This is a genomic window from Aromatoleum evansii (genome assembly GCF_045689615.1).
Classification (GTDB): Bacteria; Pseudomonadota; Gammaproteobacteria; order Burkholderiales; family Rhodocyclaceae; genus Aromatoleum; species Aromatoleum evansii.
In genome coordinates this window covers 1,031,985-1,054,533 of sequence record NZ_CP141259.1, presented here as the reverse complement: position 1 = coordinate 1,054,533, position 22,549 = coordinate 1,031,985, and the positions used below count along the sequence as shown (strand labels likewise).

Here is a 22,549-nt window from a genome sequence, read left to right as displayed (position 1 = left end):
GCGGGTATTTGCATGCCGTTTCCTTCGCCGGACCCGCTGCCGCCCAACAAACGCTAAAATGCGAGCCAATTCGCAACCCGGCACGCTTCGCGTGCCCGCACTTGATACCGGAGAAGGACAATGCCCCTCGTTTCCATGCGCCAGCTGCTCGATCACGCCGCCGAAAACGGCTACGGTTTGCCGGCGTTCAACGTCAATAACCTCGAGCAGGTCCAGGCGATCATGGAAGCCGCGGCCGAGTGCGACAGCCCGGTGATCATGCAGGCGTCGGCCGGCGCACGGAAGTACGCCGGCGAGGCCTTCCTGCGCCACCTGATCGATGCCGCCGTCGAGGCCTATCCGCAGATCCCCGTCGTGATGCACCAGGATCACGGCCAGTCGCCGGCGATCTGCATGGGCGCGATTCGTTCGGGCTTCTCCAGCGTGATGATGGACGGGTCGCTGCTGGAAGACGGCAAGACGCCGTCCTCCTATGAGTACAACGTCGCGGTGAGCCGCGAGGTGGTGAAGTTCTCGCACGCCATCGGCGTGACCGTGGAGGCCGAACTGGGCTGCCTCGGCTCGCTCGAGACCGGTCAGGCCGGCGAAGAGGACGGCGTCGGTGCGGAAGGAACGCTGGACCACTCGATGCTGCTCACCGATCCGGACCAGGCGGCCGACTTCGTCAAGCAGACCGACTGCGACGCGCTGGCGATCGCGATCGGCACGAGCCACGGCGCCTACAAATTCACGCGCAAACCCACCGGCGACATCCTCGCGATCGACCGCATCAAGGCGATCCACGCACGCCTGCCGAACACCCACCTCGTGATGCACGGCTCGTCGAGCGTGCCGCAGGAACTGCTCGAGATCATCCGCCAGTACGGCGGCGACATGAAGGAAACCTACGGCGTGCCGGTCGAGGAGATCCAGACCGCGATCAAGTTCGGCGTGCGCAAGATCAACATCGACACCGACATCCGCCTCGCGATGACGGGCGCCGTGCGCAAGTTCCTGTTCGAGAACCCGTCCAAGTTCGATCCGCGCGAATTCCTCAAGCCGGCCCGCGAAGCCGCGAAGCTGGTGTGCAAGGCCCGCTTCGAGGCCTTCGGCTGCGCCGGCCAGGCCAGCCGCATCAAGCCCATGTCGCTGGAAAAGATCGCCGCGCGCTACAAGTCCGGCGAGCTCACCCAGGTCGTCCGCTAAGCCCCGGACGGGCCCGCGCCTTCGGGCGCGGCGCACACCCGCGCAACCATGTCCAAGCCCAACCTGAAGCTCACGGTCAGCTTCGAGTTCGAACTCGAGGCGCCCGCCGCTTTCGTTGACGCCAGTCACGAGAAGCTGTGCAAGGCCGTGCAGGAACTCCTCGGCGCCATGGTGCTGCAGGGAATGCCGACGGTGACGGCAAAGCAGCTCGCGAAGGCGGGCGTCGCGGTGCTTTCCCACCACCATCACCTCGACGTGCTGAACACCGCCGCGACGTCGGTTCCGCGCGCGGAGCTCGTCGCCGCCGGCCCGCATCTCACCGACGACGAACTCGATCAGCTTGCGCGCCGCTCGGCCGGGCGCGTGCCCCTCGCCGACGCCGAGCGCGGGCGCTTCCTGCGGCGCCATGCCCTCGCGCTCGCGGGTGAATTCCGCATGGTGCCCTGCGTGGTCGGGGCGCGCCTGAGTTCCGGCAAGGACGCCACCCTCGCCGCACGGCTGAACCTCACCAACGGCAGCGTGCTGGTCAGCGAGCAAGACCGCCAGAGCCGCTTGCAGGCCAATCAGGACGGGCTGGTGGTGGCCATCCAGGGTTCGGAAGTCCGCCTGCGCGGCGCCTGTGCCGGACACACGCTGAGCGGCCCGGTGATCGAGGTGGCGCTCGGAGAGCTCGCGGCGCACCGCGACGCCCTGGTCGCCCTCTGGCAGAAGGGCGGCTGATCCCGCCCTGCAGTTGAGGGCCCGCCCGCCGCGCGGCGGGCGATCCCGGGCAATTCTGCCGCTTGGCGCCGCTCAGTACGAGTCGGCGTGCCCTTCCCACATCTCGGGTCTGAAGCGCACGACGCGGTTGCGCCCGTCTTCCTTCGCGCGGTAGAGGGCCACGTCGGCAAACTTCACGGCCTGCCAGAAGGTCTGGCTGTCCTCGGGGAACATCGCGACGCCGATCGAGATCGTCTTCTGCAGCACGGCGCCGCCGATCTGGATCTTCAGGCCCTCGACCGTGGCGCGGATGTTCTCGGCGACACGCAGCGCGTTCTCGGCCTCGGTTTCCTGCAGGACGATGAGGAACTCCTCGCCACCGAAACGGATGACCATGTCGGACGCCCGCACCGAGGTCCGCAGCACGGCAGCCAGGGATTTCAGCACGGCGTCGCCGGCATCGTGGCCGTAGGTGTCGTTGACCATCTTGAAGTAGTCGATGTCCAGCACCAGGATGGCCAGCTCGGTCTTGCGCCGACGCGCGGTGGCGACCAGGGTGTCGACGTATTCCTCGAGGAAGCGCCGGTTGTTCAGTCCGGTCATCGCATCGCGCAGCGAAGACTCGCGCAGCGTCTCGGTGAGGCGCTTGGCCTCGAGCACGGGCGCCATCTCGCGCACGTAGACGTTCACGTACGGGACCTGCGCGTGGAAGCGCGCGGCCTCGGATTCGCGCACCACGAGCTGGACGATGCTGCCCACCGAGCCGGACTGCATGATCGGCACGCAGTAGTGGCGCCGCGTCTCGCCCGCTTCCTCGGGCTGCTTGAACGCATAGCAGATGCCCGGCTGGGTGAGCCCGTCGACGGTATGGCCGGAGCGCTTGGCGCGGCACATGTCGCTGCGCACGAGGATCTGCGGATCGCACCAGCGGCACGGACTGCCCTGCACGCCATCGACCATGAAGGGTTCCAGCTGCTTCGGCCCGGACGTCTCGTAGATGGAGAATTCGCGCACGCCGAACTGGTCGGTCAGCACGCGCCCGAAGCGGTCGAAGATCTCGGACTTGGTCTCGTCCTCCTCGATCGCCTGCTTGAAGCTGGAGGCGTCGGCGAGGCCATTGACCATGTCGATCGCGACCTCGAGCTGGTTGTCGTCCTGCCTCAGGGTGCGGCCGGTGAGCTGCACGACGCGCTGGCTGATGCGCGCGAGGCCGTCGTCGAGGAAGGCGAGCAGGCTGTTTGTTTCGCTCGCGATCTGGCCGATCTCGTCGTCGGTACGCTTCTCCACGCGCCCCTTGAAATCGCCCTTCAGGGCGCGCTGCACCGCGCGCTCCACGGCCTGTGCGGTGGACCCCACGGGCAGGATCAGGCGCCGCGCGAGCACGATGGACAGCGCCGCGAACATGGCCATCGTGATGCTGATCCAGGTCACGGTCATGAGCGCCTTCGCCTTGAGTTCGGTGAGCGACAGCTCCATGGTCACCGCGCCGAGCACCGTGCCCTCGTTGACCTTGTGGCACTGCAGGCAGTTGGGCTTGCCGCTCGAGGAGGCGGCGAACGGGATGGTGCCGCGGAACACCGAATCGCCGGCCTCGTCGCGGATCTCGTAGCGGGGCTGGCCGTCGGCGAGCACGAGTTTCTCGATTTCGTCGGCGTTCATTTCGCGGTTCATGCCGGCGCCGAACTGCTCATTCACATGCGACGAGCGCACGACTCGCGCGGTGCGCAAGCCCTGGACCTCGACCAGGCGATTGAGGAACTGCTCGCGCTTGTCGATGACGCCCTGGATCATCGCCTCGGTCAGATGGACGCGCACGATTTCCGCGGCCGTGCGCACATGCGCGGTCGAGGAGGCAATCGAATAGCTGCGGAAGGCATAGAGGCTGATCAGGATGAGCAGCACGAGTGTTCCCACCGCGATGCCGCCGAACAGCAGGGTCATCTTACGATTCAGATTCATTCGGACTCCGAGGGTACGCGACGCCCCCGCTTGTTTATTTCGCCGGGGTGCAATTATGCCCGGAAAAGCTTTGTAACACCCGACGAAAGGGGTAGTCGGGCTTGCTCGTGGCATTGCCCGGACCGATGCGCGGCGAACTCGAAGCCGCCTTGGCGGTCACACTCGCACCCCAGCCCCAGACAGCGAGAAGAAGATGATCCGCGCATTCCTCGCGGCGGCGTGTGCCGCCCTGTTCCTCCCCCTCGGCGCGACTGCGGCCGGCCCGGCCGACGGACTTGCCTACCTGGATCACTCCCTGCGCCGACTGCATTCCGACGAAGTCGTCAACCTGCGCCAGCGTTATGGGGGCAAGCCGCTGCTGATCGTCAACACCGCCAGCCACTGCGGCTTCACGGGACAGTTCAAGGCCCTCGAAGCAGTGCACAAGGCATACACGGACCGCGGCCTGAAGGTCGTCGGCTTCGCTTCGAACGACTTTCGCCAGGAAGCCGCCAACGAGGCGGAGGCCGCGCAGGTGTGCTTCGTGAACTACGGGGTGAGCTTCGACATGTTCGCGCCGATCGGCGTCCGCGGCGACGGCGCCCACCCGGTGTTCCGTGAACTGGCGCGACAATCCGGCGCCCCGCGCTGGAACTTCCACAAGTACGTGGTGGATCGCAACGGCAAGGTGATCGCAGCGTTCCCGAGCCGGGTCGAGCCGGACTCGCGCGAGGTGCGCGAGGCGATCGAGCGCGCGCTTTAGGCGGAAAGGATCCTGCGGCGCCCTGCCCGGCGGCCGATGACCGGGGCGGGCATTCGTGACATCATCCCGCTCGCCGCGGGATCCGCCCGCATGAGACACCGCCGGGGCCGCCCATGTCACCTTCCGCCGTGCAGCTCGCCACCCTCGTCGCCGCGTGGGCGCTGTACGGCGTGATCCATTCGCTGCTCGCCTCGTTCACGGCGAAGGAATTCGTCGCACGGCGCTGGCCCGCCGCAGCGCGCGCCTACCGGCTGGCCTTCAACGCGATCGCGGGCCTGCTGCTCGTGCCCCCCGCGTGGCTCACCTTCGAGCTGCGCGGTCCTCTGCTGTGGGAATGGTCGGGCATCGGCGCGTGGCTTGCGAATGCCGTCGCGCTGGGCGCCCTGGCGGGTTTCCTGTGGACCACGCGCCATTACGACATGAACAGCTTTTCCGGTCTCGCGCAGTGGCACGCGGGCGGCAATCCGCCGCTGCACGACGAAGGGCGCCTGCAGTTGTCGCCGCTGCACCGCGTCGTGCGCCACCCGTGGTACTTCCTGGGCCTGCTGATCCTGTGGACGCGCGACATGGATGCGGCGCGGCTCACGTCCTCGCTGTGCATCACCGCCTACCTGTGGATCGGCTCGCTGCTCGAGGAGCGCAAGCTCCTCGCCCTGCACGGCACGGCCTACGCCCGCTACCGAGCCGCGGTCGCCGGGCTGGTCCCGCTGCCCGGCCGCTTCCTCACCCGCGAGCAGGCCGATACGCTGCTCGCGGGGACTGATTCCCCTCCCCGGGACAAGGCTTTCCGTAACGGGGGCGGGGGAGTATAGTCCGCGGAAATTTCCTTTTTGTTACGCGTTCTTACACTTCGCCTCGGGCGTCGGACCGGTCCCCGGCAGTGACCGCGTGCGGCGCCTGTGCAAGTCCCGGATCGCCTCACGCAATGACTCCGATCAAGACCATCCGCGGACTCCTGCTGACTGCTGCCGTCGTGTTCTCGACGGCGCTCGCGCTCGCCACCCAGTACGTCGTGTCCGGCCTCCACGAGCGCTCGATCCGCGAGGAAGCGATGCGCGACGCGCACACCTTCTCGGAAATGACCTTCCAGTCGATGTTCCAGCTGATGCGCACCGGCTGGACTCGCACGCAGCTCGAGGAATTCATCCGCGCGATCGAGCGTTCGGTGGACAAGACCAAGCACCAGATCGCCATCTATCGTGCGCCGCGCGTCACCGAACTGTTCGGCGAGATCCGCCAGCGCGAGATGGATGCCGCGATCCTCGAGGTGATCGCGACCGGGGAGAGCCGGCGCGTGGATGACGGCCCGGAGGTGCGCTTCATCAATCCCCTGCGCGCCGAGGCGGAATGCCGCCAATGCCACACCAACGCGAAGCCGGGCGAGGTGCTGGGGGTGATCGACGTGCGCCAGGACATCCGGCCGCTCCTCGAGGCCGGCAAGCGCCAGTTCATGTTCGCCTTCGCGCCGGTGGTGCCGGTGGCGATCGTGGCGACGCTGCTGATGGTGGTGTATATCCGCCGCCGGCTGGACAAGGCGATCGGAGGCTTTGCGAAGAACATTCGCTCCATCAGCCGGTTGTCCGACCTCAAGCAGATCGAAAAGGCCTCGCTCGATTTCGGCTTCAGCGAATTCAGCCCGGTCGCCACCGAAGTGAAGCAGCTCACCGAGCGGGTGCGCAGCGTGGCGGTCGACAAGGAGATGCTCGAGTTCGAGATCCGCCTGCTGGAGAAATTCATCCTCACCTCGGATGTCGTCAAGGACTGGCGCGAGTACGTGAATCGCCTGCTGATCGACATCGACGGGGTGATGCCCGCCTATGCGCTGTTCTCGATCTTCAAGACCGGCGACGACATCTTCGACCTCGAGGTGTTCTGGCGCTATACGCCGTCGACCGAGAGCCGGCAGCTGTTCGAGGAGACGGTGCGCGAATCGCTGCGCCGCAATCCCTACTTCGCCGACGGCTACGCGGTGCGCATCGAGCACAACATCGCCGACAGCTCGCGCAATTCGCCCGAACTGGTGCGCAGCGACATCGAAGTGCAGACGAAGTCACTGCTGGTCGAGGCCCCCAAGATCGGCGGCATCGTCGGCATCGGCATGCAGGCCCAGGCCGGCGCGGACACGACGCGCTGGCTGGTGGTCGAGAGCATCCTGTCGACCTTGCTGAACGTGGTCGGCTCGGTGAAGGCGATCGACAAGTACACCAAGGATCTCGAGTACTACGCGACGCGCGATCCCCTGACCAATCTCTACAACCAGCGCGTCTTCTGGGAACTGCTGGACAGCGAGGCGACGCGCTCGGGCCGTCACGGCTACAAGTTCGGCCTGCTTATGATCGACGCCGACAACTTCAAGTCGGTGAACGACACCTACGGCCACGGCTTCGGCGACGTGTTCCTGCAGGAGGTCGCGACGACCATCCGGCGTGCGATCCGCGAGGACGACCTGCTGGCGCGCTATGGCGGCGACGAGTTCGTCGCGATCCTGCCCGAGACCGACCTTGCGGGCACCATCGAGGTCGCCCAGCGCATCATCGACGCCGTCACCTCGCTGGCGATCGAGACGCCGGACAATACGCGCGTGAACGGCTCGCTGTCGGTCGGCATGGCGGTCTATCCGGACCACGCCATCGAGACCAAGGACCTCTTCCTCTTCGCCGACAGCATGATGTATCGCGCCAAGGCCGATGGCAAAGGCCGCGTGGCGATCCCGACTGAACAAGACGTGGTCGAGGTGTTCCGCTCGCTGTCCGAGAAGAGCATGCTGATCCTCGCCGCCGTCGAGGCGCGCGGGGTGATCCCCTACTACCAGCCCATCATCGACCCCAGGACGGGCAAGGTGGAGGCGCTCGAAGTGCTCTCGCGCATCCGCCTCGACGACGGCTCCATCCTCGTCGCCGACGCCTTCGTCGCGATCGCCGAGAAGATGGGCCTGATGCACAAGCTCGACTACATCCTGATGGAGCGCGCGCTCGAGGCCGCCGTCGCGGCCGATTACCAGGGCCTGCTGTTCCTCAACATGTCTCCGCGCGCGCTGGTGCTCACCGATTTCGTGCAGGAGACGCGGCGCATTGCCGGCGCATCGGGCTTCGATCCCGCGCGCATCGTGTTCGAGATCACCGAGCGCGAGACGATCAAGAACATGGCGCTACTGGAACGCTTCATCAACACCCTGCGCAGCGAAGGCTTCCGTCTCGCGATCGACGACTTCGGCTCGGGCTTCTCGTCCTTCCACTACGTGAAGCGCTTCCCGATCGATTTCCTCAAGATCGAGGGCGACTTCATCGTCGGCATGAAGCACAACGACAAGGACCGCGCCCTGGTGCGCAGCATCGTCGCGCTCGCGCGTGACCTGGGCATCCGCACGGTGGCCGAATATGTGGAGGATGCCGAAGTGCTGGACAAGGTGATCGACCAGTCGATCGACCTCGCCCAGGGCTATCACATCCAGCGCCCGACACCGTCCATCGAGCAGGCCATCGGCATCGGCAGCTAAGCCCGGCACTTACAATTCGTTATGCTTCCCGGAACCCCGGATAGGCGGACACGCTCAAAATATCTGCGTTTCCCCATTCAACTCAGGAGGCAATAATGAAAAAAACATTGGTTGTCACGGCCCTGTCGGTCCTGACGATCGCCGGCTGCGCACAGAATCCCTTCTACGGCGAGAACGCGCAGACGGCGCGCGGGGCCGCCATCGGCGCCGGCGCGGGGGCGATCCTCGGCAACGTCGTTGCCGGTTCGGGCAACCGCACGACGGGCGGCCTGGTGGGCGCGGCGATCGGCGCGACCGTCGGCGGTCTGGTCGGACGCCAGATGGACAAGCAGGAAGCCGAATTGCGCCAGCAGATGGCCGGCACCGGCGTGCAAGTGCAACGCCAGGGCGACACGATCCGCCTGCAGGCACCCGAGAACATCACTTTCGACACCGGCCGCGCCGACGTGAAGCCGCAATTCCAGCCGGTACTGACGCGCGTTTCCCACAGCATCCAGCAGTATCCCGACACCGTCGTGCAGATCGAGGGCCACACGGACTCGACCGGCTCGGCGAGCTTCAACCAGACGCTGTCCGAGAACCGCGCCGAGGCCGTGCGCAGCTACATGGCCCAGCGCGGCGTGGAATCGAACCGGCTGATCGCCGTCGGCTACGGCGCATCGCGCCCCGTCGCCGACAACGGCACGCCCCAGGGCCGCGCGCAGAACCGTCGCGTGGAAGTGCTGATCGTACCGGCACAGGCCCAGCAGCAGCCGGGCATGATGCAGCCGGCCCCTGCGCCGCGCTATTGAGCACTTCCCTTCCCAACCGCCCCGCCCCGCCGCGGCAGCACACCCGGCGCGGCGGGGCTTTCGCAATCGCCCCGCGGCCGTTAACCTAGCGCGCTCGACCTCGTTGCCGCGCCATGCCTCTCTTCGACGAATATCCGCTACGCCAGAAACTGAACGACGAAGTCCACGCGCGCCCCCCGGTGACGCTGGAGACACCGGAGTTCGTCACCTACCTTGCCTTCCTGCACGTCGACGGCAGCGCCGAACGTGAGGCGGATCATCTGCGCCAGCTCGCCGAGCAGTTCGAACTGCCGCCGCCGGACACGTCCTCGGGCCACGTCTTCCTCGACGCCGGCGGGTTCCGCCTGAAGTGGGAACGCCACAACGAGTTCACCAGCTACACCTTTGTGCGCCGCATCGACTTCAGCGGCGCAAGCGACGACAACCCCTTGCTCGACGTGCCTGCCGCATGGCGGCGCGAGATCCCCGGCCAGCTGCTGGTCGCCACGCACGTCGAGCTGCGCGGCGTCGACGAGGTCGCCCCCGAGACGGTGCTCGCGCAGCTCTCGCCGACGGGCACGACCTCGGTGGCGTCGCAGGTCGCGGACGGCGCGGGCTGGGTCTTCACGGACTTCCTCATCGCCGACGGCTTTTCGCGCTTCCTCGTCCTCGACGCCTCGCTGACCCCGCGCCAGGCCGGTCGCACGGTGCAGCGCCTGCTCGAGATCGAGACCTACCGCGTGATGGCCCTGCTCGCCTTCCCGGTCGCGAAGGAAGTGGGGCGCCTGCTCGCGCTCGCCGAGGACGAGCTCGCCGACCTGATGGACGCGATGGGCACGGCGACCTCGCCGGAGGACGAGCGCCAGGTACTCGGCCGCCTGACGCGGCTCGCCGCGCACGTCGAACGCTCGGTGGCGCGCACGACCTTCCGCTTCGGCGCGGCGGCCGCCTATTACCGGCTGGTGCGCCAGCGCATCGACGACCTGCGCGAGGTGCGCGTCAAGGGCTACCCGCCGGTACGCGAATTCATGGAGCGGCGCCTGACCCCGGCGATCGACACCTGCGCGACGGTGGCGCGGCGGCAGGAAGACCTGTCGAGCCGCATCGTGCGCAACTCGCAGCTGCTGCGCACGCGCGTGGAGATCGAGCTCGAGCGCCAGAACCAGGAGCTGCTCGCCCAAATGAACCGCCGTGCGAAGCTGCAGCTGCGCCTGCAGGAGACGGTGGAGGGGCTGTCGGTGGTCGCGATCACGTATTACGGCTCGCAGCTGGTGCAGTACCTCGCCAAGGGCGTGAAGGACTACATTCATCCGGCCACGCCGGAGATCGTCACCGCGGTGTCGATTCCGGTCATTGCGGGGATCGTGGCGCTGGGGCTGCGCCGCATGCGCCGCCAGCTCGCCGCCGAGGAAGGCGGGCACTGAGGGGCGCGCGGGAGCGCTTTCGGTGTGGGAGCGGCTTCAGCCGCGAATCCACCGGCGGGGCGCTCCCTGGGCCGATTCGCGGCTGAAGCCGCTCCCACAGATGCCCCCCAGTGCCGCGTGCGCGCGATCGCCTCGGCTTCGCTGCGGCCGGAGAGACGAGTAGCTTGCAAGCTGTCCTATAATCGCGTTTTGCCCTGAAAGAGCTTTCCATCGTGGCCACTCCCCTGTTCGAATCCTCCATCAAGAGCCTGCAGCTGCTCGGGCGCGGCAAGGTGCGCGACATCTATGCCGTCGACGCCGACAAGCTGCTGATCGTCACCAGCGACCGGCTCTCCGCCTTCGACGTGATCCTGCCGGACCCGATCCCGGACAAGGGCCGCGTGCTGACCGCGATGGCGAACTTCTGGTTCTCGCGCCTCGGCCACATCGTGCCGAACCAGCTCACGGGCATCGATCCGGAGTCGGTTGTTGCTGCCGACGAGCGCGAGCAGGTGCGCGGCCGCGCGCTGGTCGTGAAACGCCTGAAGCCGCTGCCGATCGAGGCGGTGGTGCGCGGTTACGTGATCGGCTCGGGCTGGAAGGACTACCAGGACACGGGCGCGATCTGCGGCATCAAGCTGCCGGCGGGCCTCAAGCAGGCGGCGAAGCTGCCCTCGCCGATCTTCACGCCGGCCTCGAAGGCCGACGTCGGCGACCACGACGAGAACATCTCCTTCGAGCAGGCGCAGACGCGCTGCGCCGCCGCGCTCGTCAATGAGCTCGCGGGCACCGGCAAGAACGGCGCCCAGCTCGCCAGCCAGGCGCGCGATGCGGCGATCGCGCTGTACACGGAAGCGTCCAACTATGCCGCCGGGCGCGGCATCATCATCGCCGACACGAAGTTCGAGTTCGGTATCGACGCGGCCGGCACCCTTCACCTCATCGACGAAGCCCTGACGCCCGACTCATCGCGCTTCTGGCCCGCCGACAGCTACCGCGAGGGCATCAGCCCGCCGAGCTACGACAAGCAGTACGTGCGCGACTACCTCGAGACGCTGACCTGGAACAAGAAGGCGCCGGGCCCATCGCTGCCCGCGGAAGTGATCGCGCGCACCGCCGCGAAGTACCGCGAGGCCTACGAGCGCCTGACCGGCCAGACCCTGGCCTGAGCGCACCGCGCCCTGCCAAGGCCCGCCCTGCCCGGCATCACGCCGGGGACGGCGGGCTTTTTCACATCCGCCGCCCGGCGATCGTGGGAACGAGCTCGCAAACCCGCCGCAAAACGGGTGAAAATCCCCGAACTTGCCCGACCAAGGCCGCTCTAAAACTCCACCCGGGGGCTATCCCCATCGCGGCCATGCCGGACGGAACCGCCCGCGGGTACTTCGAACCCCAAGGAGGCTGCCATGGACAAGTCGTTCAATACCCTCGACCGTCATTTCACCCTGCCCCACGTCAGGCAGGTCGAAGCATCGCGACCGCTGCAGTGGCTGCGCATGGGCTGGGACGACATGCGCGCGAACATGGGCGCGAGCCTGAGCTACGGCGTGATCTTCGCGGTGCTCGGCTATGTGATCCTCGCCTACGCGACGGACATGCCTTACCTGTTCACGGCGGCGGTCTCCGGCTTCTTCCTCGTCGGGCCGCTGGCCGCGGCGGGCTTGTATGAAATTTCGCGCCGCCACGAACGCGGCGAAGGCGCCAGCTTCCTCGAGTCGATCAAGGGATTGCGCCAGCACGGCGACCATCTGCTCTACTACGGCGCCTTTCTCGCCTTCGTGCTGCTCGGCTGGGAACGCCTGTCGGCAATCCTGTTCGCGCTCTTCTATCACGGCGTGACGCCCGACATGGCGAACTTCTTCCGCGATGTCTTCCTGTCCGGCGACTATGTGCACTTCGTCGTCTCCTACCTCGTCGTCGGCGGTGCGCTCGCCGGCCTGGTGTTCGCGCTGTCGGTGGTATCGGTGCCCATGCTCATGGACCGCAACAGCGACATGGTGACGGCGATGATGACCAGCGCCCGTGCGGTCGGTTTCAACCTCGGCGCGATGGCCATGTGGGCCGCGCTGATCGTCGTGCTGATCGGACTCGGTTTCGCGACGATGATGATCGGCATGGTGGTGCTCTTGCCGCTCGTCGGCCATGCTACGTGGCATGCCTACAAGGATCTCGTCGAGTAAGCCTGCAAGGCGCTTCCGGCGTGCAGCGGCAACGTCCGGCCGCGCGCACGCCCCCGGGCGTGGCGCGGCCCCTGCGGTTAGAATGACCGGCCGGGGCAGCGCGCGTGCGCGGCTCGCAACAGCCGCGCACTGGCTTCGCCCGCCCATTCCAGAACGATCATTGCGCCAGCCGAGAACCGCATGCCCAATCCCCTGCTCGATTTCACCAGCCTGCCGCGCTTCGACGAGATCCGGCCGGAACACGTCGCCCCCGCGATCCGCCAGCTCATCGACGAGAACCGCGCGCTGATCGCCGACCTCATCGCCGACCCGGCGCCGCCCACGTGGGCGAACTTCGTCACCCCGCTCACCGAGGAAGGCGAGCGCCTCGGGCGCGCCTGGGGCGTGGTCGGCCATCTCCACAGCGTGATGGACGTGCCCGAATGGCGCGAGGCCTACAACGCGCTGCTGCCCGAGGTGTCGAGCTTCTACGCCGAGGTGGGGCAGAATCTGGAACTATTCGAGAAGTACCGCCAGCTCTTCAACAGCGCTGAGTACGACCAGCTGCCGCCGGTGCGCCGGCGCATCATCGACCACGAGCTGCGCGACTTCCGCCTGTCCGGCGCGGAGCTGCCGGACGCCGACAAGCCGCGCTTCAAGGCGATCCAGGAGGAGATGTCGGCGCTCGCGGCGAAGTTCTCCGAGAATCTGCTCGACGCGACCAACGCGCACGCCGAGTGGATCGGTGACGAGGCCGAACTCGCCGGCCTGCCCGCGGACGCGATCGACGCCGCGCGTGCCGCGGCCGAGCGCGACGGCAAGCCGGGCTGGAAATTCACGCTGCACATGCCGTCCTACCTGCCGGTGATGCAGTACGCCGACAGCCAGGCGCTGCGCGAGCGCATGTACCGCGCCTATGCGACGCGCGCGTCCGAACAGGGCAAGGCCGAACTCGACAACGGCCCGCTGATCGGGCGCATCCTCGCGCTGCGCGCCGAAGAGGCGAAGATGCTGGGCTACGCGAACTACGCCGAGGTGTCGCTGGTCGCGAAGATGGCCGACTCGCCCGCCCAGGTGCTCGACTTCCTGCGCGAGCTCGCGGCCAAGGCGAAGCCCTTTGCGGAGCAGGATCTCGCCGCACTGAAGGACTTCGCGCGCACGGAGCTGGGCCTAGACCCGCTGCAGCCGTGGGACGTCGCCTACGCGTCGGAGAAGCTGCGCCAGGCGCGCTATGCGTTCTCGGAGCAGGAGGTGAAGCAGTACTTCCCCGAGCCCAAGGTGCTCGAAGGCCTGTTCGGGGTGATCAGGAGCCTGTACGGCGTCGATATCGTCGCCGAGGACGCACCGAAATGGGATCCGGCCGCGCATTTCTTCCGCATCGAGAAGGCGGGCGAGACGGTGGGCCACTTCTACCTCGACCTGCATGCGCGCGAGACCAAGCGCGGCGGGGCGTGGATGGATTCGGCGCGCAGCCGCTACTCGAACATGCGCGGCGTGCAGACGCCGGTGGCCTACCTGGTGTGCAACTTCCCCGGCCCGGTGGGCGGCAAGCCGGCGACCTTTACCCACGACGACGTGCTGACGCTGTTCCACGAATGCGGCCACGGCCTGCACCACCTGCTGACGCGCGTCGATGAGCTCGCGGTGTCCGGCATCCACGGCGTGGAATGGGACGCGGTCGAGCTGCCGAGCCAGTTCATGGAGAACTTCTGCTGGGAGTGGGACGTGCTCTCCGGCATGACCGCCCACGTCGACACCGGCGCGCCGCTGCCGCGCGCGCTGTTCGACAAGATGATCGCGGCGAAGAACTTCCAGAGCGGCATGCAGACGGTGCGCCAGCTGGAGTTCTCGATGTTCGACCTGCGCCTGCACAGCGAAGTCGATGCCTCCGCCGGCCCGGTGCCGGTCGAGCGCGTGATGGCTCTCCTCGACGAGGTGCGCCGCGAAGTCGCGGTGATGTTCCCGCCGGCCTGGCACCGCTTCCCGCACAGCTTCTCGCACATCTTCGCGGGCGGCTATGCGGCGGGCTACTACAGCTACAAGTGGGCCGAGGTGTTGTCGGCGGACGCGTTCGCGGCCTTCGAGGAGGCTGGCGCGGGCAAGGGGACGCTGCTCGACCGCGCCACGGGGGAGCGCTTCTGGCGCGAGATCCTCGCGGTGGGCGGCAGCCGTCCGGCGCTGGATTCGTTCAAGGCTTTCCGCGGACGCGAACCGCGCGTCGATGCGCTTCTGCGCCACAATGGCATGGTGGAAGCGTAACGCTCCCGAGGGGCACGGCGGGACGTACCCCTCGCTCACACCTCACGCCCTATGCGATCAGTGAATCGCGGCGTAGCCTTCCAGCACGCGTTCCTGCACGTGGACCGGCACGCCGCGTTCCGTCATGTTTCTCCGGGCATTCGCCTGCCCCCCGCCTCGGGCGAGGTATTGGACGATGGTCTCGACGTACTGGCGCATCACCCAATCGACGCGCTGCTCCGGCCCTTGATAGTCAACCATACCAAGCCTCCCCGCCCGAGTGCACGAACTGTCGGAGCCGGTGTGTCGGCCCCCTCGGCTCAAGCGAAGCATGATCTGGGCCATTTCAAGAATTTTCTGTCTACACAAAGAGATACACCGCAGTGTTGAGGCCGCCGCGAGCGCAGCGGCGCAATCTGTAAAAGCGGCCGACATGGCAAGCGCCGGCCCCCGTGTCGCGCCTCCGACAATATACCCCCCGCGACTCAGGCCCGGGCGTCGCCCCAGCGCAGTTCGGTGCGGTCGTCACCGACGTAGAGCGTCTCGCCCGAGCGGTCCACGCAGTACTGCGGCGAGAGGATCTTCTCGCTGAAACGCTGGCCTTCGCCGACTCGGGTGTACTCGAACAGGATGCTGCGCTCGACCCGCGAGCCGGCGCGCAGATGGCTGCCGTGGCCGATCCAGGTCGGGCCGATGACGGATACGCCGGGGTCGATGCGCACGCCCGAGCCGATATACACGGGGCCGACGACCTGCACGCTGTCCCACTCGATCGAGGTGTTGAGGCCGACCCACACGCCGGGGCGGATCTCCCTGCCGGGCATGTCCATCTGCGCGACCTCGCCACGCAGCACGCGCTGCAGCACCGCCCAGTAGTCGGTGAGGCGACCGATGTCGATCCAGTTGAAGAAGCGGGTCTGCGCGTAAAAGGGGCGTTCCTCGGCGACAAGCAGGGGGAAGAGTTCGCTGCCGATGTCGAACTCGCGCCCCGGTGGGATCAGGTCGATGACCTCGGGCTCGAAGATGTAGATGCCGGTGCTCGCGAGCGTTGATTTCGCCTCCGCGGGCCGGGGCTTTTCCTGGAAGGATTTCACGCGGCCGTTGGCGTCGGTGACGACGATGCCGTAGTTCTGCACCTGCTCGCGCGGCACCTCGAGCGTGACGACGCTCGCGAGCGCCTTCTTGTGGCGGTGCTCGTCGAGCGCCGCGCGGATGTCGAGGTCGATCAGCGCGTCGCCGCAGATCACCAGCGTGGTCTCGTCGAAGAAGCCGCCGAAGTCCTGGATGCGGCGCATGCCGCCGGCCGAACCGAGCGCCTTGGGCACGATCTCGCCGTGGTCGCGCACGCCCTCGTAGGAATAGCCGATCTCTACGCCCCAGCGGTGGCCGTCGCGGAAGTAGTCCTCGATCTTGTGGTGGTTGAAGGCGACGTTGATCATGATCTCCTTCACGCCGAAGCGCGCGAGATGTTCGATCAGGTATTCCAGCACCGGCTTGCCGAGGATCGGCACCATCGGCTTGGGCACGTTCTTCGTCAGCGGGCGCACCCGCGTGCCCTGCCCTGCGGCCAGGATCATTGCTTTTGCCATCGTGACACCTCTCTCTTGATTGGAAACGGAACCCCGCCGCGCGGTCGCGGGGGTTGGAAGCGGCTCGGAAGGGTGGGACTTCAGCCGCGCCCGATACCGAAGTACTCGATGCCTTCGAAACGCACGCGCGCGGGCTCGTACATGTTGCGACCGTCGAAGATCGCCGGTTGGCGCAGGCGACTGCGGATCGCCTCGAAGTCGGGGCTGCGGAATTCCTTCCACTCGGTGATGATCACCAGCGCATCGGCGCCTTCAAGCGCGCTCCGGGGACGCCCGGCGTAGCTGATGCGCGCATCGTCGCCGAAGATGCGTTCGGCTTCGCGCATCGCGACCGGGTCGTAGGCGGTGACGCGCGCACCACGGCGCAGGAGCTCCTCGATCAGCACGCGGCTGGGGGCCTCGCGCATGTCGTCGGTATCGGGTTTGAAGGCGAGCCCCCACAGCGCGAAGCGGCGACCGCTGAGGTCCTCGCCGAAGCGGCGCACGATCTTGTCGACCAGGACGTGCTTCTGCGTGTCGTTGGCGGCCTCGACCGCGGCGAGCACCTTGAGCTCGCGGCCGTGTTCGGACGCGCTGCGGATCAGCGCCCTGACGTCCTTGGGGAAGCACGAGCCGCCGTAGCCGCAGCCGGCGTAGAGGAAGTGCCAGCCGATGCGCGGGTCGGAGCCGATACCCTGGCGCACCAGTTCGATGTCGGCACCGAGCGTCTCGGCGAGGTTCGCGAGTTCGTTCATGAAGCTGATGCGGGTCGCGAGCATCGCGTTGGCGGCGTACTTGGTGAGCTCGGCCGAGCGCACGTCCATCACCACGAGCCTTTCGTGCTTGCGCTGGAAGGGGGCGTAGAGGCGGCGCATCAGCTCGATCGCGCGCTCGTCGTCGGCGCCGACGACGATGCGGTCGGGGCGCATGAAGTCGTCGACGGCGGCGCCTTCCTTGAGGAACTCGGGGTTGGAGACGACCGAGAAGGGCAGTTCCACGCCGCGCGCGGCGAGCTCTGCGGCGATCGCGGCGCGCACCTTGTCGCCGGTGCCGACGGGAACCGTGGACTTGTCGACGACGACGCGGTAGCCGTCCATGTGGCGGCCGATGGCGCGCGCCGCGGCGAGCACGTACTGCAGGTCGGCCGAGCCGTCCTCGTCGGGCGGGGTGCCGACGGCAATGAACTGGATCTCGCCGTGCAGGGCGGCGCGCTCGGCGTCGGTCGTGAACGCGAGGCGACCGGCCTCGACGTTGCGGCGCACGATGTCGAGCAGGCCCGGCTCGTGGATCGGGATGCCGCCCTCCTCCAGGATGCGGATCTTGGCGGGGTCGACGTCCAGGCACAGCACGTCGTTGCCGACGTCGGCAAGGCAGGCGCCGGAGACCAGGCCGACGTAGCCGGTTCCGATGACGGTGAGCTTCATTGGGTTTCTTCCTTTTCTCTGGATTGCATGGGGTGTGCCGCGCGGGACGCGTTCAGCGCCACAGGTCCCACGGGAAGGCGTCGAGGAGCGGCCGCGGATCGAAGGCGAAGGCCGGCATGCCGCCCATCTCGAGCGCCTGCGGAATCGAGCTCGCGTACTCGAAGTCCGTGCGCCCGGTGCCGTAGTAGTAGTCGCGGTACTTGAACAGGTCCTCGGTTTCGCTCAGGCGCACGTAGCGCGCGGGAATGCCGAAGGCTTCGGCGATCACGAGCCCGTGCAGCGAGCTGGCGATGACCAGGCGGGCCTTGAGGATCTCGGCGACGACGACGTTCCAGCCGGCGAGCGGCGACACGACGTCGGGCTTGCCGGCGACGAGCCGCAGGTCGTGCAGGTTGGGGACGATCACGTGCGGTTTTTCGCCGGTGGGCCGGAAGCGGCCGGCGAAGAGGTGCGGCACGAGCAGCGCAGGGTCGCCATACACCGCCGGCACGCGGTGCCCGCGGCTGCGCAGGAATTCCTCGGTGAGCGGGCCGCGCACCGCGCGGATGTCGAGCCGCTGCGCGGTGAAGGCGGACTCGGGCACCTTGCCGTTGACGCCCGAGCCCCACACGACGTCGTCGTGCGCGGCGAAGTGCAGGATGGAGCCGATCGCGAGCAGGCGCGCGGACTGCTCGACCTGGTCCTCGAGCGTCAGGCCGCGCAGGCCGAGCACGCGCGAGACGAGCACTTGCGACAGGTGGTCGCCGAAGTTCACGCTGCCGTTCGCAGGGCGCCAGTGGAACAACGAAACATGGCGGTAGGGTAGCGGCGCCGCGACGGGCGGCTGGGGCACGGGCGCGGGGCCGAAGAGGTTCTTGATTCGTTTGAGCATCGTTTCGTGCGCTTGATGAGAGATTCCGATGGGTGCGGCGCGGCCCGCTCCTCAGGCCGCACGCAGCAAATTGCGGCTGCGCAGGACGTCGGCGACGCTGCGGCGGAAGGCGGGCCACAGCGCGAGCAGCAGGAGCAAGGCGGCAAGCATGGCCCCGGTGCCGACCGCGAGGCGCCCGGCGAGCGAACCCGCCCATTCCAGCGCCGCCGCGGCGGATGCGAGGCCGCACAGGGAGTAGGCAAGCATCACGCGCAGCGCGTTGCGGCCCATCGCGCCGACCGGCGCGCCGGAGTCGCGCAGCCATACGAGGCCGCCCAGCCAGGCGAGCGCGACGCCGAGGGTGTAGGCCGTCGCCACGCCCTCAGCGCCCCACTGCGCGCCGAAGACGATGCCGGCGATCAGCAGCAGGCGGGAGACGAGCGTGAAGCGAAGGTTGGAACCGGTGAGCCCCTTCGACAGGAAGACCCAGTAGCTCGCCTGCGCGGCGACCTGGAAGGCGCCGCCCACGGCGAGGATCTGGAAGATCGGCACGGCGGGAGCCCATTGCGGACCGAGCACGAGCACGATGAGCGGCTCGGCCTGGGCGCAGCCGAAGGCGAAGCTCGCCACCGTGAGGTGCAGCATCACCGCCTGCCCATGCAGCAGGAAGCGGCCGTAGCGCTCGCCGTCGTCGTGGAGGCGGGACAGCACCGGCAGCGCGATCGAGGTCGCCGGCGCATTGATCTGGTTGAGCGGCAGCATCAACAACTGGTAGGCGCGGTTGTACAGGCCGAGCAGTTCGACACCGAAGCGCTGGCCGATGATCAGCGCGTCGACGTTGCGGCTGGCGTAGACGACGAGCTGGGTGCTCATGAGGTTGCCGCCGTAGCGCAGGAAGCCGCCCATGTCGGCACCGCGGCGCGGCAGCCCCGGACGCCAGCCGCTCGTCGCGGCGAGCAGCAGCAGCGTCACGAGCGCCTGGCCGAGCTGCTGGGCGACGAGCGCCCAGTGGCCGTGGCCGCGCAGCGCTAGCGTGACGCCCGCGGCGAGCCCGAGCGCCTGCCCGCCGACGTCGGCGGCGGCGAGGCGGCCGAAGCGCATGTCGCGGTTGAGCTGGGCGCGGTATTGCGTGGCGATGCCGTTGATGACGAAGCTCAGCGCGAGCGCCTGCGCGATCGGCTGCAGCGCCGGCTGGGCGTAGAAGGTGGCGATCGCCGGTGCGCAGGCGAACACCGCGAGGGCGAGCGCGAGGCCGATGCCGCTGTTGATCCAGAAGAGGTTGCTGCGCTGCTGCGGCGACACGCTGTGCGCCTGCACCGCGGCCGAGGACAGACCGAAGTCGCGCAGCACCTCGCCGACGCCGACGATCGCCGTGACCATCGCCAGCAGGCCGTAGTCGCCCGGCGACAGCAGGCGGGCGAGCACGATGATGCCGCCGAGCTGCAGCAGGACCTTGCACGCCTGACCGCCCATCGTGACGAGCGCGCCGCGTGCCGCCAGCCGCCCCAGTCGGGGGGCGACGGCGTTCGCCGCCGCGGACACGTTGCCGCTGCTCATTCAGTCCTCGACCGGCTCGCCGCGGATTGCCGCGAGGTAGGCACGGTAGTGGCGGGCGCCGGCATCGGCCCATTCGCGCCGGGAGAAATCCGGCATCGGGGCACGCTGCACGTTCCTGACCTGCCACAGGGCGCCGATCAGCGTGTCGCGATCGAGATCGCCGTCGTACATGTAGACCCAGCCCGGGCCGACCTCCTCGGCGAGCGCCTCGTTGGCCTCGTTGCGCGGCACCAGCACCGGGCGGTTGAGCGACAGCGCGAGCAGCAAGGAACCCGAGTTGAGCATGCGGCGGAAGGGCAGCACGACGAGCTCCGCCTGGCCTATCTCGGTCGCGAGCGTGGCGTCGTCCACGTAGCTCAGGCGCGCACCGATGCGCGGATCGAGGTTGCACGCCTCGACGATATGGCGGCGCAGCGCGTCGGTGGATGCGTGGCCGACGATGTGCAGCTCCGCGCCCGGAGCCGCTTCGGGGTCCATGCGGAGGAAGCTGTCGAGCAGGGTCTCGACGCCCTTGTAGGGCCGGATCAGGCCGAAATACAAGAGGCGGCCCGGCACCGACTCGGGCACGTCCAACTGCGCAAACCAGTCGCGGTAGTGCCCGTGCAGGATGGTGACGGTTTGCGGTGCGCGCTCGGCGGTCACGGGGTTGAGACGGATCCACACGCGGGTGCGCCGGTCGAGGAGCTCCAGCAGGAAGCGCTCGACGCGGCTCGCGCCTTCGTGTGGTTCGAGGTTGTGCAGGGTGCGCACGACCGGCCGTCGCGACAGGGTCGTCCGCGCGATCAGCGCGAGGAACAGCGCGTATTGCAGCAGCCTGCTGCGCTCGGGAGCCCGCAGCAGGAACTCCGGCCAATGCACGTGCAGCACGTCGTAGCGGCCGAACAGCGCGGTGCGCCACGAAAACCAGGAAACGTCCGCATGCCGCGACACGGCGGTGACGACCTGCTTCACGTACGGGTTGTCGTCGACCTGCGGCCGCAAGGACTGCAGCACCCGGATCGGCGCCTGCGTGGCGACTGCGAGACTGGCTCCCATGAATGTCTCCAATTGATCTCGTCCGGCCCCGGTGCTCGGGCTCAGAACTGGAAGTAGATGAACGAGGCCCCGCCCGAGGAGAAGGCCAGGAGGATGAACGCGAGGCCGGCGAGCGCTCCGCCCTGCAGCACCACCGGTGCCCGCAGGTAGCCGCGGGCGGCGTGCTCGAAGAGACGCGGCGACACGTAGTGCAGCAGCGCCGCGACGAGCAGCGTCGCAACACCGACTGCGGTGAAGGGGGCCGCCTGGGCGCTTGCCGGTTGCAGCATCGCCGCGAGGTAGGCCGCCGCGCCGTCGAGGTCGGGCGCGCGGAACAGGATTCGCGACAGCGCGACGATGTGGAAGGTCACGAGCATGGCGACGAGGCGCGGCGCGAGGCCCTGCGGTTCGGCCGGCAGCCCGCGGGCGGCACGCCGGCCGCGGCGCCAGCGCTCGAAGCACACGCAGCTGCCGTGGATGACGCCGTACAGCACGAAGTTCCAGCCCGCGCCATGCCAGCAGCCGATCGCGATGAAGGTGATGTAGAGGTTCACATACACGTTGCCGCGTTGCGAGCCGCCGACGCCGAAGTAGAGGTAGTCGCGAAAGAAACCCGACATCGAGGTGTGCCAGCGCTGCCAGAAGTTCGACACGCTGAGCGCCCGGTAGGGGCGGTCGAAGTTCGTCGGCAGCTCGAAGCCGAGGAGTTTGGCGACCCCGCGCGCGATGTCGGTGTAGCCGGAGAGGTCCATATAGAGCTGGAAGCTGAAGGCATACACGGCGACGAGCAGGAACAGCGGCGAATAGTCGGCCGGCGACGCGAAGGCCGGGTTCACCAGATGCAGCGCGAGCACGTCGGCGAAGGCCATCTTCTTCACGAAGCCGCGCAGGATCAGCACGAGGCCCTCCTCCACGCGCTCGCGGCTGTCCGGCAACGGCGCTTCGAGCTGCGGCAGGAACTGGCGCGCGCGCGTGATCGGCCCGGACAGCACGGTCGGGAAGAAGGCGACGAAGAGTGCAAAGTCGCGGAAGCTGCCGGTCGCACGCTCGCGGCCGCGGAAGATGTCGAGCGTGTAGGAGAGGCTCTGGAAGGTGAAGAAGGAGATGCCGACCGGCAGCAGGAGCTGCAGCACCGGCAGGTCCGCCTCGACGCCGAAGGACGCGGCGAGGCGCGCCGCGCTGTCGATGAAGAAGTTCAGGTACTTGAAGCAGGCGAGCACGCCGAGCGAGACGGCGAGCGCGAAGGCGAGCCACAGCTTCCTGCCGCGCTCGCTGGTGCTGTCCTCGATCCTGCGCCCGGCGAGGAAGTTCACCGCGCTCATGAGGAGCAACAGGCCGGCGTAGCGCCAGTCCCAGCACATGTAGAAGTAGTAGCTCGCGGCGAGCAACAGGTTCTTGCGCGCGTCGGGACGCTGCAGCAGGCACCGGTTGAGCGCGAACACGAGGCACAGGAACAGCAGGAAATGCAGGGACTGGAAGCTCATC

18 protein-coding genes are annotated in these 22,549 nt (G+C 67.9%); 10 read left to right on the top strand and 8 right to left on the bottom strand.

Features of this window, described 5'->3' with window-relative positions; all coding sequences use genetic code 11:
- Positions 1-120: 120 nt before the first annotated feature.
- Both fba and U5817_RS04695 read left to right on the top strand, forming a co-directional pair.
- Complete coding sequence (fba, locus tag U5817_RS04700; RefSeq protein ID WP_169131323.1) at positions 121-1,185, top strand: class II fructose-bisphosphate aldolase; 1,065 nt, start codon at positions 121-123, stop codon at positions 1,183-1,185.
- Between the two features lie 48 nt (positions 1,186-1,233).
- Positions 1,234-1,905, top strand: a complete 672-nt coding sequence (locus tag U5817_RS04695; protein ID WP_169131325.1) for a hypothetical protein — start codon at positions 1,234-1,236, stop codon at positions 1,903-1,905.
- A gap of 72 nt (positions 1,906-1,977) precedes the next feature.
- On the opposite strand, the gene U5817_RS04690 is transcribed toward U5817_RS04695, so the two are convergent.
- Positions 1,978-3,843: a diguanylate cyclase gene (locus tag U5817_RS04690; RefSeq protein WP_169131327.1), complete on the bottom strand. Its 1,866-nt coding sequence runs from the start codon at positions 3,841-3,843 to the stop codon at positions 1,978-1,980.
- Between the two features lie 193 nt (positions 3,844-4,036).
- On the opposite strand from U5817_RS04690, the gene U5817_RS04685 reads away from it, so the two are divergent.
- The 8 genes from U5817_RS04685 (at position 4,037) to U5817_RS04650 (ending at position 14,672) form a co-directional block, all read left to right on the top strand.
- Positions 4,037-4,585, top strand: coding sequence for a glutathione peroxidase (locus U5817_RS04685; RefSeq protein ID WP_169131329.1), 549 nt, complete (start codon positions 4,037-4,039; stop codon positions 4,583-4,585).
- A 113-nt stretch (positions 4,586-4,698) separates the two neighbouring features.
- Positions 4,699-5,397, top strand: coding sequence for a hypothetical protein (locus U5817_RS04680; RefSeq protein ID WP_169131331.1), 699 nt, complete (start codon positions 4,699-4,701; stop codon positions 5,395-5,397).
- A 113-nt stretch (positions 5,398-5,510) separates the two neighbouring features.
- Positions 5,511-8,081: a putative bifunctional diguanylate cyclase/phosphodiesterase gene (locus U5817_RS04675; protein ID WP_407279879.1), complete on the top strand. Its 2,571-nt coding sequence runs from the start codon at positions 5,511-5,513 to the stop codon at positions 8,079-8,081.
- A gap of 95 nt (positions 8,082-8,176) precedes the next feature.
- Positions 8,177-8,872, top strand: a complete 696-nt coding sequence (locus tag U5817_RS04670; protein ID WP_169131335.1) for an OmpA family protein — start codon at positions 8,177-8,179, stop codon at positions 8,870-8,872.
- Positions 8,873-8,985: 113 nt separating this feature from the next.
- Positions 8,986-10,275, top strand: a complete 1,290-nt coding sequence (locus U5817_RS04665) for a DUF3422 family protein (RefSeq protein WP_169131337.1) — start codon at positions 8,986-8,988, stop codon at positions 10,273-10,275.
- 212 nt (positions 10,276-10,487) lie between these two features.
- Positions 10,488-11,423 carry a phosphoribosylaminoimidazolesuccinocarboxamide synthase gene (locus U5817_RS04660; protein WP_169131339.1) on the top strand — a complete coding sequence of 312 codons (936 nt, stop codon included), beginning with the start codon at positions 10,488-10,490 and terminating at the stop codon, positions 11,421-11,423.
- A gap of 237 nt (positions 11,424-11,660) precedes the next feature.
- Positions 11,661-12,434 carry a DUF2189 domain-containing protein gene (locus tag U5817_RS04655; RefSeq protein ID WP_169131341.1) on the top strand — a complete coding sequence of 258 codons (774 nt, stop codon included), beginning with the start codon at positions 11,661-11,663 and terminating at the stop codon, positions 12,432-12,434.
- Positions 12,435-12,614: 180 nt separating this feature from the next.
- Positions 12,615-14,672, top strand: a complete 2,058-nt coding sequence (locus U5817_RS04650; protein WP_407279878.1) for a M3 family metallopeptidase — start codon at positions 12,615-12,617, stop codon at positions 14,670-14,672.
- Between the two features lie 57 nt (positions 14,673-14,729).
- Here the strand turns inward: U5817_RS04650 and U5817_RS04645 are convergent, their stop codons facing one another.
- The 7 genes from U5817_RS04645 to U5817_RS04615 form a co-directional block, all read right to left on the bottom strand.
- Entirely contained in the window at positions 14,730-14,912 is a 183-nt protein-coding gene (locus U5817_RS04645; RefSeq protein ID WP_169131345.1) for a hypothetical protein, read from the bottom strand.
- A 224-nt stretch (positions 14,913-15,136) separates the two neighbouring features.
- Positions 15,137-16,240, bottom strand: a complete 1,104-nt coding sequence (locus U5817_RS04640) for a sugar phosphate nucleotidyltransferase (RefSeq protein ID WP_407279877.1) — start codon at positions 16,238-16,240, stop codon at positions 15,137-15,139.
- Positions 16,241-16,320: 80 nt separating this feature from the next.
- A complete protein-coding gene (locus U5817_RS04635) occupies positions 16,321-17,643 on the bottom strand; it encodes a UDP-glucose dehydrogenase family protein (RefSeq protein WP_407279876.1) in 1,323 nt (440 codons plus the stop codon).
- Positions 17,644-17,695: 52 nt separating this feature from the next.
- Complete coding sequence (locus U5817_RS04630; protein ID WP_407279875.1) at positions 17,696-18,514, bottom strand: polysaccharide pyruvyl transferase family protein; 819 nt, start codon at positions 18,512-18,514, stop codon at positions 17,696-17,698.
- Between the two features lie 51 nt (positions 18,515-18,565).
- The gene (locus U5817_RS04625) at positions 18,566-20,050 is read right to left on the bottom strand and encodes a lipopolysaccharide biosynthesis protein (protein WP_407279874.1); all 1,485 of its coding nucleotides are present in this window, start codon (positions 20,048-20,050) and stop codon (positions 18,566-18,568) included.
- On the bottom strand, positions 20,051-21,085 hold the full coding sequence (locus U5817_RS04620; RefSeq protein WP_407279873.1) for a glycosyltransferase: 1,035 nt from the start codon (positions 21,083-21,085) through the stop codon (positions 20,051-20,053).
- A gap of 41 nt (positions 21,086-21,126) precedes the next feature.
- Positions 21,127-22,548, bottom strand: a complete 1,422-nt coding sequence (locus U5817_RS04615) for an MBOAT family protein (protein ID WP_169131357.1) — start codon at positions 22,546-22,548, stop codon at positions 21,127-21,129.
- Between the last annotated feature and the right edge of the window lies 1 nt (position 22,549).

What these genes read in the sequence shown, in the direction of transcription:
- U5817_RS04650 (WP_407279878.1), top strand. Translation starts at nt 12,615, where the DNA reads ATGCCCAATCCCCTGCTCGATTTCACCAGCCTGCCGCGCTTCGACGAG.
- U5817_RS04620 (WP_407279873.1), bottom strand. Translation starts at nt 21,085, where the DNA reads ATGGGAGCCAGTCTCGCAGTCGCCACGCAGGCGCCGATCCGGGTGCTG.
- U5817_RS04680 (WP_169131331.1), top strand. Translation starts at nt 4,699, where the DNA reads ATGTCACCTTCCGCCGTGCAGCTCGCCACCCTCGTCGCCGCGTGGGCG.
- U5817_RS04675 (WP_407279879.1), top strand. Translation starts at nt 5,511, where the DNA reads ATGACTCCGATCAAGACCATCCGCGGACTCCTGCTGACTGCTGCCGTC.
- U5817_RS04615 (WP_169131357.1), bottom strand. Translation starts at nt 22,548, where the DNA reads ATGAGCTTCCAGTCCCTGCATTTCCTGCTGTTCCTGTGCCTCGTGTTC.
- U5817_RS04685 (WP_169131329.1), top strand. Translation starts at nt 4,037, where the DNA reads ATGATCCGCGCATTCCTCGCGGCGGCGTGTGCCGCCCTGTTCCTCCCC.
- U5817_RS04665 (WP_169131337.1), top strand. Translation starts at nt 8,986, where the DNA reads ATGCCTCTCTTCGACGAATATCCGCTACGCCAGAAACTGAACGACGAA.
- U5817_RS04655 (WP_169131341.1), top strand. Translation starts at nt 11,661, where the DNA reads ATGGACAAGTCGTTCAATACCCTCGACCGTCATTTCACCCTGCCCCAC.
- U5817_RS04690 (WP_169131327.1), bottom strand. Translation starts at nt 3,843, where the DNA reads ATGAATCTGAATCGTAAGATGACCCTGCTGTTCGGCGGCATCGCGGTG.
- U5817_RS04670 (WP_169131335.1), top strand. Translation starts at nt 8,177, where the DNA reads ATGAAAAAAACATTGGTTGTCACGGCCCTGTCGGTCCTGACGATCGCC.
- U5817_RS04640 (WP_407279877.1), bottom strand. Translation starts at nt 16,240, where the DNA reads ATGGCAAAAGCAATGATCCTGGCCGCAGGGCAGGGCACGCGGGTGCGC.
- U5817_RS04625 (WP_407279874.1), bottom strand. Translation starts at nt 20,050, where the DNA reads ATGAGCAGCGGCAACGTGTCCGCGGCGGCGAACGCCGTCGCCCCCCGA.
- U5817_RS04635 (WP_407279876.1), bottom strand. Translation starts at nt 17,643, where the DNA reads ATGAAGCTCACCGTCATCGGAACCGGCTACGTCGGCCTGGTCTCCGGC.
- U5817_RS04630 (WP_407279875.1), bottom strand. Translation starts at nt 18,514, where the DNA reads ATGCTCAAACGAATCAAGAACCTCTTCGGCCCCGCGCCCGTGCCCCAG.
- fba (WP_169131323.1), top strand. Translation starts at nt 121, where the DNA reads ATGCCCCTCGTTTCCATGCGCCAGCTGCTCGATCACGCCGCCGAAAAC.
- U5817_RS04645 (WP_169131345.1), bottom strand. Translation starts at nt 14,912, where the DNA reads ATGGTTGACTATCAAGGGCCGGAGCAGCGCGTCGATTGGGTGATGCGC.
- U5817_RS04695 (WP_169131325.1), top strand. Translation starts at nt 1,234, where the DNA reads ATGTCCAAGCCCAACCTGAAGCTCACGGTCAGCTTCGAGTTCGAACTC.